The sequence below is a fragment of the Candidatus Delongbacteria bacterium genome, assembly GCA_041675285.1.
Lineage (GTDB): Bacteria > CAIWAD01 > CAIWAD01 > CAIWAD01 > CAIWAD01 > CAIWAD01.
In genome coordinates, this window is the sequence record JBAYTZ010000005.1 from 63,371 (window position 1) to 79,613 (window position 16,243).

Annotated in this window: 11 protein-coding genes; all 11 read left to right on the plus strand. The window is 68.6% G+C overall.

Annotation, left to right across the window (positions count from 1 at the left end; all coding sequences use genetic code 11):
* Nucleotides 1-51: 51 nt before the first annotated feature.
* Nucleotides 52-1,086, plus strand: coding sequence for a rod shape-determining protein (locus WC326_06380; GenBank protein ID MFA7330684.1), 1,035 nt, complete (start codon nt 52-54; stop codon nt 1,084-1,086).
* Nucleotides 1,087-1,230: 144 nt separating this feature from the next.
* Nucleotides 1,231-1,992 carry a rod shape-determining protein MreC gene (gene mreC, locus WC326_06385; protein MFA7330685.1) on the plus strand — a complete coding sequence of 254 codons (762 nt, stop codon included), beginning with the start codon at nt 1,231-1,233 and terminating at the stop codon, nt 1,990-1,992.
* Nucleotides 1,992-2,471, plus strand: coding sequence for a hypothetical protein (locus tag WC326_06390; protein MFA7330686.1), 480 nt, complete (start codon nt 1,992-1,994; stop codon nt 2,469-2,471). The genes mreC and WC326_06390 overlap by 1 nt, the downstream gene beginning before the upstream one ends.
* Complete coding sequence (mrdA, locus tag WC326_06395; protein ID MFA7330687.1) at nt 2,468-4,369, plus strand: penicillin-binding protein 2; 1,902 nt, start codon at nt 2,468-2,470, stop codon at nt 4,367-4,369. Before WC326_06390 ends, mrdA begins: the two co-directional genes overlap by 4 nt.
* Entirely contained in the window at nt 4,366-5,589 is a 1,224-nt protein-coding gene (gene rodA, locus WC326_06400) for a rod shape-determining protein RodA (GenBank protein MFA7330688.1), read from the plus strand. The genes mrdA and rodA overlap by 4 nt, the downstream gene beginning before the upstream one ends.
* A gap of 235 nt (nt 5,590-5,824) precedes the next feature.
* Nucleotides 5,825-7,138, plus strand: a complete 1,314-nt coding sequence (locus WC326_06405; GenBank protein ID MFA7330689.1) for a cyclic 2,3-diphosphoglycerate synthase — start codon at nt 5,825-5,827, stop codon at nt 7,136-7,138.
* Between the two features lie 301 nt (nt 7,139-7,439).
* A complete protein-coding gene (locus WC326_06410) occupies nt 7,440-7,877 on the plus strand; it encodes an S-adenosylmethionine decarboxylase (protein ID MFA7330690.1) in 438 nt (145 codons plus the stop codon).
* A 42-nt stretch (nt 7,878-7,919) separates the two neighbouring features.
* On the plus strand, nt 7,920-8,840 hold the full coding sequence (gene speB, locus WC326_06415; GenBank protein ID MFA7330691.1) for an agmatinase: 921 nt from the start codon (nt 7,920-7,922) through the stop codon (nt 8,838-8,840).
* A 434-nt stretch (nt 8,841-9,274) separates the two neighbouring features.
* Nucleotides 9,275-11,896: a lamin tail domain-containing protein gene (locus WC326_06420; protein ID MFA7330692.1), complete on the plus strand. Its 2,622-nt coding sequence runs from the start codon at nt 9,275-9,277 to the stop codon at nt 11,894-11,896.
* A 246-nt stretch (nt 11,897-12,142) separates the two neighbouring features.
* Nucleotides 12,143-14,821 (plus strand): endonuclease, encoded by a 2,679-nt coding sequence (locus WC326_06425; protein MFA7330693.1) that lies wholly within the window; start codon nt 12,143-12,145, stop codon nt 14,819-14,821.
* A 74-nt stretch (nt 14,822-14,895) separates the two neighbouring features.
* A complete protein-coding gene (locus WC326_06430; GenBank protein MFA7330694.1) occupies nt 14,896-15,807 on the plus strand; it encodes a lytic murein transglycosylase in 912 nt (303 codons plus the stop codon).
* Nucleotides 15,808-16,243: the final 436 nt, after the last annotated feature.

Sequence of the window (16,243 nt, forward strand, 5' to 3'; positions counted from 1 at the left end):
GCGCGGGGCCGCGGGGTGGCCGCGGAGCCGGGCTCCCAAATTGGAACCGACATGGGCTTCTCTTTCCTGAGCCTCTTCGGAGGCATGTTCTCCAACGAGATCGCCATCGACCTGGGCACGGCCAACACGCTGGTCTACGTCAAGGGCAAGGGCATCCTGGTGCGCGAGCCCAGCGTGGTGGCCATGTCCAAAAGCGACCGCAAGGTGCTGGCCATCGGCTACGAGGCCCGCGAGATGATGGGCAAGACCCACGCCGACGTGGAGGTGATCCGCCCCATGCGGGACGGCGTCATCGACGACGACGAGGTGGCCGAGGAGATGATCCGCGCCTTCATCCGCAAGGTGACCAAGAACCGCCTCACCCGGCCCCGGGTGATCGTCTGCGTGCCCAGCGGCGTGACCAAGAGCGAAAAGCGCATCATCAACGACTCGGCCGAGCACGCCGGCGCGCGCGAGGTCTACCTGATCGCCGAGCCCATGGCCGCGGCCCTGGGCGTGGGCCTGCCCGTGGACCAGCCCATCGGCAGCATGGTGATCGACATCGGCGGCGGCACCACGGAGATCGCGGTGATCAGCCTCTCGGGCATCGTCTGTGACACGTCCATCCGCACGGGTGGCGACGAAATGGACGAGAAGATCATCCAGTACATGCGGAGCAACTACAACCTGCTCATCGGCGAGCGCACGGCCGAGGAGATCAAGTGCCGCATCGGCAGCGCCAACCCGCTCAAGGAGGAGCTGAAGATGACGGCCAAGGGGCGCGACCTGATCGCGGGCATTCCCAAGGCCGTGGAGATCTCCAGCGAGGAGGTGCGCGAGGCCCTGACGGAGCCCGTGCGCCAGATCGTGGACGCGGTGAAGCTCAGCCTGGAGAAGACGCCGCCGGAGCTGGCGGCGGACATCCGCGACCACGGCATCATGCTGACGGGGGGCGGCGCCATGCTCAAGGGCCTGGCCAACAAGCTGCGGGACGAGACCAGCCTGCCCGTCAACCTGGCGGACGATCCCCTGACCTGCGTGGTGCGGGGCACGGGCATCGTGCTGGACGACATGGAGCGCTACCACAAGGTGCTCCTGCGCAAGTAGGCGGGAGGCCTCCTGTCCCCACGTGCATCCCACCACGGCTGGCTGGACTGGGCGGTCTGGGCCGGACTCAGCCTGCTGGCCGGACTGATCCTCCTGGCGGGCTCCACCTATCCGGCCCGCGTCTTCCGCTCCTCCCTGCTACACTTGGCCGCGGGTCCCCTGCAGGTCCTCTCCTGGCTGCCCCGCCGGGTGGACCTGGCGCGGGAGAACCATGAGCTGCGCCAGCGGGCCACCGTGCTTTTCGTGGAGAACTCGCGCCTGCAGGAGCTGGCCCGCGAGGCCGAGCGGCTGGCCGAGCTGCTGGCGCTGGAGCCCCGGCCCGGCCTGTCCTACCTGCCCACCCGTATCTTGGCCCGCGGCAGTTCCTTCGGCCCCCAGAGCGTGGTGCTGGACCGCGGCACGCGCGACGATCTGAGCGGCGGTGAGGCTCTGGTCACCCCCTGGGGCCTGGTGGGCCTGCTGGTGGAACCCGGCCCCGCCGAGAGCCGCGCCCTGCTGCTGGGGCACCGCGACTTCCGCCTGCGCGCACTGCTGCAGCGCACGCGGGAGGAGGGCCTGCTGGCGGGCGGCGCCGACGAGCTGATCCTGCAGGACATCCCGTTCTCCAGCCCCGTGGCCGTGGGCGACACGGTGCTCAGCGCCTGGGCGGGCAGCCGCTTCCCGGGCGGCCTGCCCGTGGGCGTGGTCTCCCGGGTGCTGGAGTCGGGCGGCCTGTTCCGCGAGGTGCGCGTGGAGCCCATCCGCCGGCTGGGCAGCCTGGAGGAGGTCTACATCGTGCGGCGCGGCGCGGGCGACTCCCTGCGCCGCGATCTGCTGTCGACCGCCCCATTGCGGCCGGACTCCAGTGCCTCCACTCAGATCGTGACGGGCTCGTCCACGCCGCCCAGCCAGCCGGGAGGCCGCTGATGCGCTGGCTCGTGCTGATTCTCTGCCTGCTGCTACAGCTGGCCTGGAGTGACCTGCTGGCCATCCAGGGACGCGCGCCGGACCTGCTGCTGCTGGGCGTGATCTGGGTCTCCATGTCCCTGGCCCCCTGGCAGGGCGCTCTACTGGGCTTCTTGGCGGGCCTGGGCCTCGACGCCGTGGGTGCGCTGGATCCCCTGGGCGCCGGGGCCCTGGCGGCGGTGAGCGCGGGCTTCTTCGCCGCGCGCTTCCTGGGAACGGGGCGCCGCCTGCACCCCATCCTGCTCCTCGGACGCTGCGCCCTCCTGCTGGCGCCGCTTGAGCTCTTCCTGGCCAACCTGCGCTACCGGGGCATGGACTATCATCCCGGCCAGGTGAGCCTCTGGCTGGCGCTGCCGGTCTGGGCCTACACGCTCGTGCTCTTCCAGCTGTTGAACTGGCTGCCCGGCACGGGCGCGCGCAGCCGGGGCAGCCTGCGGTGAGACAACCGGCCGACATCCAGCTGCGCGGCACCGTGCTGGTACTGGCCCAGCTGGTCCTGCTGCTGCTGCTGCTGGGCCGCCTGGTCCAGATGCAGATCATCGGCGCGGCGGACTGGGACGACCGCAGCAAGCGCAACCAGGTCCGCACCCAGGAGATCGCCCCGCACCGCGGCCTGCTGCTGGACCGCCAGGGGCGGATCCTGGCGGACAACCGGCCCTCCTACACGCTCTACGGCATTCCCGCCACGCTGCTCAAGGACTCCAGCGCCGTGCCGCGGCTGGCGGCGGCCTTCGGCTGGGATCCGGCCTTTCTGCTGCGCCGGCTGAAGCAGGGTGGACGCCACAGTCTCAAGTCGGTTAAACTGGTGGGCGACATCACCTTCGATCAGCGCGTGGTGCTGGCCGAGCATCGGCTGGACTTTCCCGGCCTGCAGGTGCTGGTGGAGCCGCGCCGGCACTACCCCGAGCCACTGGCGCCCCACGTGCTGGGCCACCTGGGGGAAGTGGACGAGGAGGAGCTGGAGAAGGGCCTCTTGCCCGACGGGACCCCGGGCGACCTGCTGGGCCGGCGCGGCGTGGAGCGCTTCTACGACGCCGACCTGCGCGGCCGCAAGGGCGTGGAGTATCTGCGCGTGGACGTGCTGGGTCGCGTGCTGGGGCCCACCTATCTGCTGCCGCCCCAGACGCCGCGCAACGGATTGGACCTGGAGCTGGGGCTGGACCGCGACCTGCAGCAATTGGCGGAGAGCCTGCTGGCCAACCGGCGCGGCGCCATCCTGCTGATGGAGGTCAAAAGCGGGCGGATCCTGGCGGCGGTCTCGGCGCCCGACTTTCAGCTGGAGCACTTCAGCGGCCGGATGCCGCCGGAGGTCTGGGCCACGCTCAACGACGCCGACGCGCGCCCGCTGCTCAATCGCACCATCCAGGGCCTCTATCCGCCGGGCTCCCTGTTCAAGCCGGCGCTGGCCGCCTGGGCCCTGGAGAAGGGCATCATCGACGAGAACTGGAGCGTCACCTGCACGGGCGCCCTGCAGTTGGGACGCCGGACGGCCCACTGCTGGAACCTGGGCGGACACGGCCGCGTGAACCTGCGCAAGGCAATCCAACAGAGCTGCGACGTGTACTTCTACCAACTGGGCCTGCGGCTCAACCCGGACCACATCCGCGAGGCGGCCGCGTGGTTCGGGCTGGGGGAGGCCACCGGCTGCGACCTGGACGGCGAGCGCGAGGGCCTGCTGCCCGACGTGGCCTGGTTCGACAAGCGCTTCGGCAAGCGTGGCTGGAGTCGCGGCGTCATGCTCAACCTGGCCATCGGACAGGGGGAGATCCTGGTCACGCCGATGCAAATGCTGCGCTACGCCGGGCTGCTGGCCTCGCGGGGCAACGGCCCCACGCCGCACTTCGGCGTGCGCCTGATCGATCACGCCCTGAACGAGGAGCGGCTGCTCTCCTATCCGCGCAAGGAAGTGAAGCTCTCGGCGCGCACCTGGGCCTTGATCAGCGACGCCTGCCGGGCGGTGGTGGAGGAGCCCGGCGGCACGGCCCACGGGCAGAAACGGGCGCGCTTCCAGGCGGCGGGCAAGACGGGCACGGCGGAGAATCCCCACGGCGAGGCCCACGCCTGGTACATGGGCTGGATGCCCGAGCCCGACCCGGAGCTGGCCGCCGTGGTGCTGGTGGAGAACGCCGGCCACGGCAGCACGGCCGCCGCCCCGCTGGCCACGGCCCTGTTCGAGGCTTGGCTGGACCAGAAGGAGGGCCGCTGGCCCCCGGCCGCCGCGGCCCCCCAGCCGGCCGACTCCCTGGCCGCCCCGCCCAAACCGCTGCCGGCGGCGGAACTGCCGCGGCTGCGGGGCCTGGATCCCCTGCCGGGATCCGGAGCGGGAGGCGGGCGATGAGCTGGCTGGACGAGCTGCGCCGCAAGCTGGATTGGAGCCTGCTGTTGGCCTTCCTGGCCCTGATGGCCATCGGGCTGACCGTGCTGCACAGCGCCAGCGGGACCGGGGAAACGGACTACGGCCTGCGCCAGCTGCTCTGGTTCCTGATGGGCCTGCCCATCCTGCTGTTCGCGGCGCTGACCCCGCCCAGTTTCTGGTTCGCCATCAGCTGGGTGGCCTACGGGATCGGCGTGGCCCTGCTGCTCTTGGTGGACCTGATGGGCATCGTGGGCATGGGCGCTGAACGCTGGCTGGGCATCGGGGATTTCCGCTTCCAGCCCTCGGAGGTGGGCAAACTGGGCCTGGTGCTGGCCCTGGCACGCCTGCTCTCGGACAACCGTGCCGACCTGACCCAATTGAAATGGGTGCTGGGCGCCCTGGCCCTGGCCGGCGTGCCCCTGCTGCTGGTGATCAGCCAGCCCGACCTGGGTACGGCCCTGGTGTACTCCTTCGTCACCATCCCCATGCTGATCCGCGCCGGCCTGCCCTGGAGCTGGGTGGCCATCCTGCTCTCGCCGCTGGCGGCCGCGCTCTGCAGCCTGAACCTCTTCGTGCTGCTGGTCTTCATCCTGCTGCTGGCCACCCTGCTCTACTTGAGCGAGGTGGGGATCTGGGTGATGGCGGCCACGCTCTCCATCAGCGCCGGGATCGGCTTCGCCCTGCCCAGCCTCTGGGGCTTCCTGCACGAGTATCAGCAGAAGCGCATCCTGGTCTTCCTGGATCCGGAGTCCGATCCGCTGGGGGCGGGCTATCAGATCATCCAGTCCAAGGTGGCCATCGGCTCGGGCGGGGTCTGGGGCAAGGGCTACATGGAGGGCGGGCAGACCCAGCTGAGCTTCCTGCCCGAGCGGCACACGGACTTCATCTTCAGCGTGGTGGGGGAGGAGTGGGGCTTCGCCGGGGCACTGATCGTGCTCAGCTTGTTCGCCCTGCTGCTGACCCGCACGCTGGTGATCGCGCTCAAACATCGCAACGGTTTCTGCGGGCTGGTGATGACCGGCTTCGCGGCCCTGCTGCTCTTCCACGTGGTGGTGAACGTGGGGATGACCATCGGGATCATGCCCGTCACAGGCCTGCCGCTGCCCTTCCTGACCCACGGCGGCAGCTTCCTTTGGACCTGCATGGTGATCATGGGCCTGCTGCTCAGCTTCTCCTGGCATCGGCGGGACTCCCTCACGTAGCCGGCGGGGATCCTACCACAGAGACACGGAGGCACAGTTTTTAGATGGATTGTGGCAGGCGGCCCCATCCCTCCTCGACATTCCAATTGAAATCTCTGTGCCTCTGTGTCTCTGTGGTGATCGAGGACTCCCCCCGAGTCGCCAGAAGCCTGTCGGTTTTCTAACTTGAAAGCGAACAGTTGTCAATCCGGACGGATGGGCCGGCCGGAAACACTTCCAAATAGAGAAGAGCCAGATGGAACGCATCAAGACTCTGATCATGGGCGCCGCCGGGCGCGACTTCCACAATTTCAACTGCGTGTTTCGCCAGGACAGCCGATATGAGGTCGTCTGCTTCACGGCGGCCCAGATCCCGGACATCGACGGCCGGCGCTATCCCGCCGAGCTGGCCGGGTCCCTCTATCCGCAGGGGATTCCCATCCACGACGAGAGCGAACTCGCTGCGCTGATCGCCACCCACGGCATCCAAGAGGTGGTTTTCAGCTACAGCGACCTGCCCCACGAGGTGGTCATGCACAAGGCGTCCCTGGTGAACGCCTGTGGCGCCGACTTCCGCATGCTGGGCGGCCGCCTGACGGAGCTGAAGAGCTCCAAGCCCGTGGTCTCCATCTGCGCCAGCCGGACGGGCTCGGGCAAGAGCCAGACCACGCGCCGGGTGATCGAGATCCTGCGCGCCGCCGGCAAGAAGGTGGTGAGCGTGCGTCATCCCATGCCCTACGGCGACCTGGCTGCCCAGAAGGTGCAGCGCTTCGCCGTGGTGGAGGACCTGGCCAAGCACAAGTGCACCATCGAGGAGATGGAAGAGTACGAGCCGCACATCGCCATGGGCGGCGTGATCTACGCCGGCGTGGACTACGAGGCCATCCTGCGCGAGGCGGAGAAGGAAGCGGACATCATCCTCTGGGACGGCGGCAACAACGACACGCCCTTCTACAAGGCCGACATCGAGATCGTGGTGGTGGATCCGCACCGTCCGGGTCACGAAGTCAGCTACTATCCCGGCGAGACCAACCTGCGCAAGGCGGACGTCATCGTCATCAACAAGATCGAAACCGCCCAACCCGAGGACGTGGAGGAAGTGCGCGCCAACTGCCGGCGCACCAATCCAGAGGCGCTGATCATCGACGCCGCCAGCCCGATCCAGGTGGACGAGCCGGAGCTGATCCTCGGTCAGCGCGTGCTGGTGGTGGAGGACGGCCCCACCCTGACCCACGGCGAGATGGCCTACGGCGCGGGCATGGTGGCCGCCGAGCGGTTCGGCGCCGCCGAGGCCGTGGACCCGCGGCCCTGGGCGGTGGGCACCATCGCCTTCACCTACGAGAAGTACCCGGAGATCGGCACGCTGCTGCCGGCCATGGGCTACGGCGACCAGCAGGTGAAGGACCTGGAGACGACCATCAACGCCACGGATTGCGACTCGGTGATCATCGGCACGCCCATCGACCTGCGGCGCATCCTGAAGATCAACAAGCCGTCCACGCGCGTCTACTACGAATTGCAGGAGATCGGCCGTCCCACGCTGGTGGACGCGCTGAAGAAGCTGCTCTAGCGAACCGTGAACCGCTGCTCCAGGACCCGGTCGGGACTCTCCCGGCCGGGTTCCGGGGCCCGGGCGCGGGCGTGCGGGAGGCTAGTCCGGCCAAGGGCCGGGATCCCGCCCAGGTCTGACAGGAAAACCGGGGCTTTTATCCGCGGTGAGTTGACAATCCCCGCGTGAGACCATAACATTGGGCTTCCTTTTTTGTCGGGCCTTGCCGGGCCGTCCAAGGTCGTCCGCAGAAGCGGCGAGGCGGACCCGGTTCATGGCGTAGCGGCAGTGAGCGCGCGCCGAACAGGGGGTTTTATGCGACATGACCATGGTTGACGCCGGCTTCGGCCCTCACCTGATGCTCGATCTGGGAGATTGTGACGTCTCCCGTCTGAATGACCTCCCCTACATCTTCAACCTCCTCAACACCCTGCCCGACGAGATTGGGATGACCAAGATCACCCAACCGTATGTGTTTCCCTATGAAGGGCTTGTGCCCGACGACGAGGGAATCACGGGCACGGTCATCATCGCGGAAAGCCACATTTCGGTCCACACCTTCCCCCGCAAGAAGTACTGCTTCGTGGACCTGTTCTCGTGCAAGACCTTCGACGTGGAGCGCGCGCGCGAACGCTTGATCGAGGCTTTCGGCAGTCGCCGACCCGAGGTGCACCTGGTGCAACGTGGCAGCGAGTTCCCCCGCGGCATGCTGGTGGAACCGGCCGACGTTTGCGCCGATCGGTTGGAACCGATGCGCTGATCCCGGGCCCGGCGCCGCCGGTCCCCAAAGCAGGAATCCCAGATGTTGCTGGAACGGCTGATCGCCGGCTCCGGCGGGGCTTTTCTCGGCCTGGAGCCGGAAGACTCCGCCTACGGGCAGGCGCGCATCGTCGTGCTTCCCGTGCCCTACGACGGCACCTCCACGTACCAGAAAGGGGCGGACGCCGGTCCCGCCGCCCTGTTGGAGGCCTCCGCCCAGGTGGAGCTCTACGACATGGAGACCCACTGCCAGGTGCACGGGCTGGGCATCTGCACGCTGCCCGCGCTGCCGCTCACCCCGGACGAGGATCCGGCCGGGCTGGCGCTGCGCGTGGCCGAAGTGGTGGGCGGACTGCTGGACGCGGGCCGCTTTCCCGTCGTGCTGGGCGGCGAGCACAGCGTCAGCATCGGGGCCATTCGCGCCGCGCAGGCCCGGCTGGTGGAGCTGACCATCCTGCAGGTGGACGCCCACGCCGACACGCGCGAGGAGTACCACGGCTCGCCCTGCAACCACGCCTGCGTGATGGCCCGCGCCCGGGAGGGCGGACCGGTGATCCAGGTGGGGATCCGCAGCCTGGACGCCAGCGAACTGCCCGGACTGGACCCCGCCCGGGTGCATCCCGCCCACCGCATCCACCGCGATCCGCGCTGGCTGGAGCCGGTGGCCGCGCAGCTCAGCGCCCGCACCTGGCTGACCATCGACCTGGACGGGCTGGACAGCAGCCAGATGCCGGCCACGGGCACGCCCGAGCCCGGCGGTCTGACGTGGATCCAGCTGATGGATCTGATCCGCCGCGTCTGCCAGCACAGCCAAGTGGTGGGTCTGGACGTCGTGGAGCTGAAACCCATGCCGGGCAACGGTGCGCCGGACTTCCTGGCCGCCCGTCTGGTGCACCGCGTGCTGAGCGAAGTGTTTTGCGCCGAGCCGGCCGCCCGGCTCCCCGGCCCGCCTCCGCTGGCCTGATCCCCGCTTCGCCACCGCTCCCTCCCAACCCGCTGTTCTTGCGGACCTTCCCCGCCTGATTCCGCACTCTGCCTGTCGGAACTTGAACAAGCCGAAACCCAAGAGCTTCAAGGCTAAGCCCGGATTCACCGCCGGACCCCGCCCGAATCGGGCACCCGGGCTCCGCAGCACCGGGATTCGTCTCCGCCGGGACTGTACGAAAGCCTTGACGCGCAGGGAGTTGCTCAATGCAGGTCGGCAGCTTTGGCAAGCTGGGGCAAGGCATGATTCTTGCTGGAAGTCCCGGTTCGCGCCGGACCGCCTGCCGCGCCGTCGAGCCCGCTCACGCCGGACTCACGAACAGGCGGCATCCTGGCGTCGCGGGGAAGCCCCGGGAGGGAGACCCCGGCCAACAGAAAGCAACGGCGAAAGCGTTTTCAAACTGAGGTGAATCCATGAAAAAAGCACTCTGGGGCGGCCTGATGCTGATCCTGGCCGCACGGTCCTTTGCCGGCGTCTTCATCAGCGAATACATCGAAGGCACGGCCACCAACAAGGCCATCGAGATCTACAACGGCACGGCCGCCAGCATCAACATGATGGACGACTACCGGCTGGGCCTGGCCTCCAACGGCGGCGCCACGGCCACCATCTACCAATTCAACAAGAACGTCGCCCCGGGCGACGTCTTTGTGGTCGCCAATTCCGCTTCCAACGCGGCCATCCTGGCCGTGGCCGACACCCTGAGCAACGGCTTCGCCAACTGGAACGGCGACGACTTCGTCGGCCTGTACCAGATGGTGGCCGGCACCCCCGTGCTGGTCGACGTCATCGGCGTGCTGGGCACCGATCCGGGCACCAGCTGGACCGTGGCGGGCGACGTCGCGGGTTCGCTGAACCACACCATGAACCGCAAGCCCACGGTTTCCCAGCCCAACAGCAACTGGGCCCTGTCCGCCGGCACCAACGCCGGCGACTCGGAGTGGATCATCAACCCGGTGGACACCTTCACGGACCTGGGCACGCATTTCGTGGACACGGGCATGCCCATCCTGGGCGGCCTGGCCTTCCTGCCCGAGTTCCCCACCAGCTCCGAGGCGGTGACGGTGAGCGTCAACGCCACGGACAACGTCTCCCTGACCAGCGTCAACCTGGTCTACTCGGTGGACGGCGGCGCGGCCCAGACCGTGGCCATGACCCTGGGCGTGGCGCCGGCGTACAGCGCCGTGATTCCGGCCCAGGCCGACCTGGCCGAGGTGGACTTCCACGTGGAGGCCACGGACAACGAGTCCAACACCACCGTCTCCGGCACCTTGTCCTACACGGTGATGGACAGCTTCCCCTGCGCCGACATCTCCACCATCCGGGCCAATGACGCCAACGGCTCGCCCCTGCTGCTGGGCGCCGTGCGCAGCCTGTGCGGCGTGGTGACCATGAGCAACCAGCTGGGCGCCGCCGGCCCGATCTACATCACGGGCGACACGGGCAGCATGGCCCTCTACGGCGCCGGCTTCGTGACGGGCGTGACCATCGGCGACGAGGTCCAGGCCACGGGCACGGTGGGCTTCTACAACGGCCTGACGGAGATGGTCACTCCCACCTTCCTGAACGTCGTCGGCCATCCGGGTGAGCCCACTCCGGTGAGCACGACCCTGCTGGCCTTGGCGGCGGACGGCGAGAGCTTCGAGGCCCAGTTCGTGGAAGTGTCGGGCCTGTCCCTGGTGGTGGGCTCGGTCTGGCCCAACGCGGGCAGCAACGGCACGGTGAACGTCACCGACGGCAGCGTGGAGTTCGCGTTGTTCATCGACCGTGACACGGACATCGACGGCAGCGTGGCCCCCGCGGGCGAGTTCACGGTGCGGGCGATCATCGGCCAGTTTGATGCCGTCACCCCCTACTTCGAGAGCTACCAGCTGATTCCGCGCAGCCTGGCGGACTTCATCTTCACGGGCAATCAGCCCCCGAGCATCGGCGGCGTGGCCCACGCTCCCCACGTGCCCACCTCCACCGAGCCCGTCACCGTCACCGCCACGGTGGTGGACGACGTGACTGTGACCAGCGTCAGCCTGTTCTACCAGGTCAACGGCGGCGGCTACCTGTCGGTGCCCATGAGCGTGGTGTCGGGCGACCTGTACGGCGCCAGCCTGCCCGCCCAGGCCGACCTGGCCGTGGTGGACTATTACGTGACCGCCACGGACGACCAGGCGGAGACCTCCACGGGCGCCACCTATTCCTACACCGTCTACGACGTGTTCCCCTGTGCGAATATCGCCGACATCCGCGTGTTGGACGCCAATGGCGTGCCGCTGATGGTCAACCAGCGCGTGTTCGTCTGCGGCACCGTGACGGCCACCAACCAGTTTGACGCCACCCGCGGCCCGGTCTACATCACGGGCCCCACGGGCAGCATGGCCGTTTACGGCACGGCGGCCCTGCCGGCCGGCCTGCAGCTGGGCGACGACTACCAGGCCATCGGCATCGTGAAGAACTACAACGGTCTGATCGAGCTGGATCCCAGCGAGTATTCCGAGATCACCGGCCATTCCGGCCTGGTGGCCCCCTTGGCCGTGACGCTGGCGCAGCTCATCGCCACCCCGGAAGCCTACGAGGCCCGGCTGGTGGAAGTAACGGGCCTGACCCTGGATCCCGGCGCGGTCTGGCCGGCTCCGGGCGCCAACGCCACCCTGACGGTGTGGCAGGGCACGGACAGCTATGCGCTGCAGATCGACAAGGACACGGATCTGGACGAGGGCATGGCCCCCGCGGGCGAGTTCACCCTGCGCGCGCTGGTGGGTCAGTTCGACACGGCCACGCCCTTTGATTCCGGTTATCAGCTGCTGCCGCGCTTCCAGGCGGACATCCTCACCGCCCTGGCCGCGCCGGCGGTGACCATCGCCGTCTCCGGCGCCACGGCGACCCTGAGCTGGGCCCCGGTGGCGGGTGCCACAGACTACGTCGTGTACACGTCCACGGACGGGTACAGCGGGTGGGATGCCGGCGTCGCCACGGCGGGCGCCACCAGCCATACGGCCACGGTGACGGGTCGCGCCTTCTTCAAGGTGGTGGCGACCAACTGATCCTGTTTCCCGCGGCTACAGACACCTCATGAACGGCGGCCCTGCGGGGCCGCCGTTTCTCATCCCTCCTGCATCTGGAGCACTGAGCTTGGGCTTGTGGGCGGGCGGCTTGCGGCAAACGGGTTTGGAGGAGAAGTCCTTGTTCCCAGCTTTGGAAAGCCGGTCCAAATTGGTAGATAGGCTGCCCAACGCCCAACGTTTTGAGCATCCATCCGTCCCGTGGGGACCGCACTAGGAGAGACCGCCATGCGTCGCCTGATCCTTTCCCTCTCCCTGCTCCTGCTGACCTTTCCGGCCCGGGCGGCCCAGGTCTTCATCAGTGAGTACATCGAGGGCAGCAGTTACAACAAGGCGCTGGAGATCTACAACGGCAGCGGCGCGGCCCTCAATCTGGCGGATTACCGCTTCGCCCTGGCCTCCAACGGCGGGGCCACGCCCACGTATTACACGTTCAGCGGCACGCTGGCCGCAGGCGAGGTCTTCGTGGTCAGCCACGCCTCCGCCGCCGCAGGAATCCTGGCGCTGGCCGACGTCACCAGCAGCGGCTTCGCCAATTGGAACGGCGACGATTTCGTGGGCCTCTATCAGGTCATCGCCGGCAACAACGTGCTCATCGACGCCATCGGCGTGCTGGGGACGGATCCCGGCTCGGCCTGGGCCGTGGCCGGCGTGACGGACGGCACGGTGAATCACACCCTGGTGCGCAAATCCACCGTCAGCCAAGGCAACACTATCTGGAGCGCTTCCGCAGGAAGCGACGCCGCCGGCTCCGAGTGGATCGTGAGCGCCGTGGACACCTGGGACGACCTGGGCAGTCACTCCACGGGGGGCAACACGCCGCCCGTGATCGCCGACCTGAGCCGCACGCCGGCCAATCCCGCCGCCGGACAGAGCGTCACCATCAGCGCCAACCTGAGCGACGACGGCAGCGTGGCCAGCGCGGACCTGCGCTACCAACTGAACGGCGGCAGCTGGATCGTGACGCCCCTGAGCGCCGGAGCGCCGCCCAGCTGGTCGGGCCAGATCCCCGGCCAGGCGGGGGGAGTCACGGTGGGCTACCAGATCACGGCCGTGGATGAGCTGGGCCTCTCGTCCAGCAGCGCGCTGGCGAGCTACACGCTGCCCGTCCAGAGCCCGCCTGTGATCAGCGAACTGGCCCACAGCCCGCTGGTGCCCACCCACAGCCAGACCGTCACGGTCAGCGCGCAGATCACGGACGACGGCGTCGTGGTGGCGGCCACGCTTCACTACACCGTCGACGCGGGCAGCCCGCAGGCCTTGAGTCTGAGCGCCGGTCCGCCCGCCCTCTGGAGCGCCGTGTTGCCGGCCCAGCCCGACGGCGCCGTGGTGGAGTTCCAGTTGGAGGCTGTGGACGACGAGGGGCTGATGGCCGCCAGCGCGCCGGTCTCGTACACGGTGGACGACGCCCCGCCCGCGCCCCAGGTCACGGCGCCCGTGTTCACGGAGGGCAGCCTGGCACTGGGCACCGTCCTGACCACGGCCACAGGGACGGCCTACGCCCACTTGAGCAACCCGGGCAGCGTGCCCGTCTGGGTGGAGACCCTCTCCTGCCTGGGCCTGCCCTTCAGCTGCGCGCCGGCCAGCGTGCTCATCGGCCCGGGCCAGACGGTGACGGTCACCGTGAGCGTGCAGCCACCCCACAACCTGCAGTACACGGGCTGGCTGGTGGCGGAGGGCGACTGGGGCGCCACGGCCCTGCCACTCAGCGCGGCCGGCGACTATCCAGGCAGCACGTGGGACAGCACGTTCAACCTGAGCGGCAGCGCCTTGAAAGTGGAATTGAACGATCTGGTGAGCGGCCACACCGCCCTTTCCTACGACGCGGCGCGGCTGGAGATGTTCAGCGACCTCGACAACGTGAACGGTTGGGTGGAGTGCGTCTACACGGGCCTGGACGTGCAGACCACGGGGATCCCGGACAACGCGGTGATGAACACGGAGCACACCTGGCCCCAGTCCTACGGCGCCGAGGGCGTGGCGCGCAGCGACCTGCACCACCTCTTTCCCACGGACAGCTGGATCAACAGCAGCCGGGGCAACCTGCCCTTCGGCGAGGTGCTGGTCTCCTCGTCCGGCTATCCCATCGGCGGAGCCGACCGCGGCACCAACGCCACGGGCCAGACTGTCTTCGAACCGCGGGACCTGCACAAGGGCGACTGTGCCCGCGCCGTGATGTACTTCGCGCTGCGCTACGGCAACTTGAGCGATTTCCTGGGGATGGCCGGCCAGGAGAGCGTGCTGCGCGCCTGGCACCAGAGCGACCCGGTCTCCAACAAGGAAATCATGCGCAACCAGGACATCGAAGTCCTGCAGCACAACCGCAACCCCTTCATCGAACAGCCCGGCCTGCTGCTGCGGCTGAACTCCCTGGCGGGGGGTGCCGACCTCCCGCCGACGCCGGCCGAATTCCGCGCCTTTCCCGACACCCTCGAGGTGGCCTGTGCGGGCAGCCCGCTCACGGTCCAGCTCTGGCTGGGCAACCCGGGCGGCAGCCCCTTGAGCCTGAGCAGCCTGAGCAGCAGCGACCCGGCCTGCATCAGCGTGGGCACCTGGCCCGCCAGTCTGGCTCCGGGGGCCGGCGCGCTGGTACCCGTGACCCTGAGCGGCCCATGCGACGGCCAGAGCGCGCTGACCCTGGTGAGCAGCGCGGGCACGCGGAGCATCCCCCTGTTCTGGAGCTGGGCCAGCGCCACGCCGCTGGCCGCGCCCGTGGTGTCGATCAGCCGGGTGGGCGCCAGCCACCTGCTGGACTGGGAGGACGTCCCCGGCGCGCTCAGCTACCGGGTGGAGACGGCTCCGGCGCTGGACGGCCCCTGGAGCCCGCTCAGCACGGTGGTCGAATCCCAACTGCTGGAGGGCGAGGGCTGGCCCGCCACCAGCCTGTTCCGGGTGATCAGCCAGTAGGAATCGGCATCAGCTTTGAACTTGCCCGTCGCGGCACGAACTTGGGATCAGGTCGAGGGCAACGGGAGGCGGGGATGAATCGGCAGCTGATGTGGATGACGGTGGTGGGTCTGTTGGGTCTGGCCCAGGTGGCCGCCGCCCCGCGGGCAACGGGCGCGCCGCACCGGAATTTCACGCCCCAGGAGCAGGCCCTGCTGCGCTCCCGGCTCTTGGAGGCGGGAGTGGACGGCGGGCTGGTGGCCGGGCTGCGGCTGGACACCCTGCGCTGCTATCCGGGCCGGCTGCGGCTCAATCTGGACTACAACGTGAAGCAGGGCTCCTACGCCCAATACATGGAGCCGGCCACGGTCCAGCGCCTCAAGGACTTCATCCACCGGGAACGCGAGCTGTTCCGCGCCGCGGAGGAGAAGCACGGCGTGCCGGCGGAGGTGCTGGGCTCGATCCTGATGGTGGAGACCCGGCTGGGAGACAACACGGGCCAGTTTCGCGCGCCGGATCTGTTTCTCACGCTGATGCTGCACGAGGGCGCTACTCAGGACGCGGCGCTGGATTCCGCCGTGGCGCGGGAGTCCCGCTTCGGCGGATCGCGCGGCCGGGCCGAACTGGCGGAGATCATCCGCGGCAAGGCCGTGGAGCGGGCGCGTTGGGCCACCAAGGAGATCCGGTCCATCTCTCAGCTGATTCCCCTCCAGGACTGGGACACCCTGCCCTGCTCCTACGCGGGCGCCATCGGCCTGCCGCAATTCATGCCCACCAGCCTGGCGGCCTACGGCGACGACGGAGACGGCAACGGCCGGGTGGAGTTGATCAAGCTGGACGACGCCGTCTACAGCGTGGGTCGCTATTTGAAAGAGAACGGCTGGCGCGGCCGGATGACGGCGGACAAGCGCTTCAAGGCCATCCGGCGCTACAACCACAGCGACGTCTACGCCCGGACGGTGCTGAAGCTGGCCCGGGCCGTCGGGTTGCCGGATGCCGGGCGCTGATGGCCCACGTTGACCGCCCTGTGGAACGGGGTTCTGTCGCTCTTTCCCGTTCGGGTTGGCAGATTCGAACAGCTTGGGTTTGATGATCTGAATTCAGCTGGACGCGGTTTCCGTCGAGCGGCCCAGGTAGGCAGTCGGTAGCCAGATTTCTGAAGAGACGCGCCCTCCCTCCTCCCCTCCGCCCACCCCTAGAAGGGAGGTTCCGGGGTGCGGGCGGCCAAACGGGATTCCTGAAGAGCAGGTTCCCGGCATTCCGACCGATTCCAGTCGACTCTCTCTCGACCCACCCGGCGGACTGGACAGCCGCGAGGTGGCGACGCCCAAGCCAGCCCCACCTTCCAGTTTCCTGGGCAAGAGCGGGAGCTTCATTGGACCGGCGACCCGGTCCGGTCTGCCGAAATGGGTAACCGCGCGATGCCCGACCGGTCGCCCCTCC

What these genes read in the sequence shown, in the direction of transcription:
- WC326_06380 (MFA7330684.1), top strand. Translation starts at nt 52, where the DNA reads ATGGGCTTCTCTTTCCTGAGCCTCTTCGGAGGCATGTTCTCCAACGAG.
- WC326_06420 (MFA7330692.1), top strand. Translation starts at nt 9,275, where the DNA reads ATGAAAAAAGCACTCTGGGGCGGCCTGATGCTGATCCTGGCCGCACGG.
- rodA (MFA7330688.1), top strand. Translation starts at nt 4,366, where the DNA reads ATGAGCTGGCTGGACGAGCTGCGCCGCAAGCTGGATTGGAGCCTGCTG.
- WC326_06390 (MFA7330686.1), top strand. Translation starts at nt 1,992, where the DNA reads ATGCGCTGGCTCGTGCTGATTCTCTGCCTGCTGCTACAGCTGGCCTGG.
- WC326_06425 (MFA7330693.1), top strand. Translation starts at nt 12,143, where the DNA reads ATGCGTCGCCTGATCCTTTCCCTCTCCCTGCTCCTGCTGACCTTTCCG.
- WC326_06430 (MFA7330694.1), top strand. Translation starts at nt 14,896, where the DNA reads ATGAATCGGCAGCTGATGTGGATGACGGTGGTGGGTCTGTTGGGTCTG.
- WC326_06410 (MFA7330690.1), top strand. Translation starts at nt 7,440, where the DNA reads ATGACCATGGTTGACGCCGGCTTCGGCCCTCACCTGATGCTCGATCTG.
- speB (MFA7330691.1), top strand. Translation starts at nt 7,920, where the DNA reads ATGTTGCTGGAACGGCTGATCGCCGGCTCCGGCGGGGCTTTTCTCGGC.
- WC326_06405 (MFA7330689.1), top strand. Translation starts at nt 5,825, where the DNA reads ATGGAACGCATCAAGACTCTGATCATGGGCGCCGCCGGGCGCGACTTC.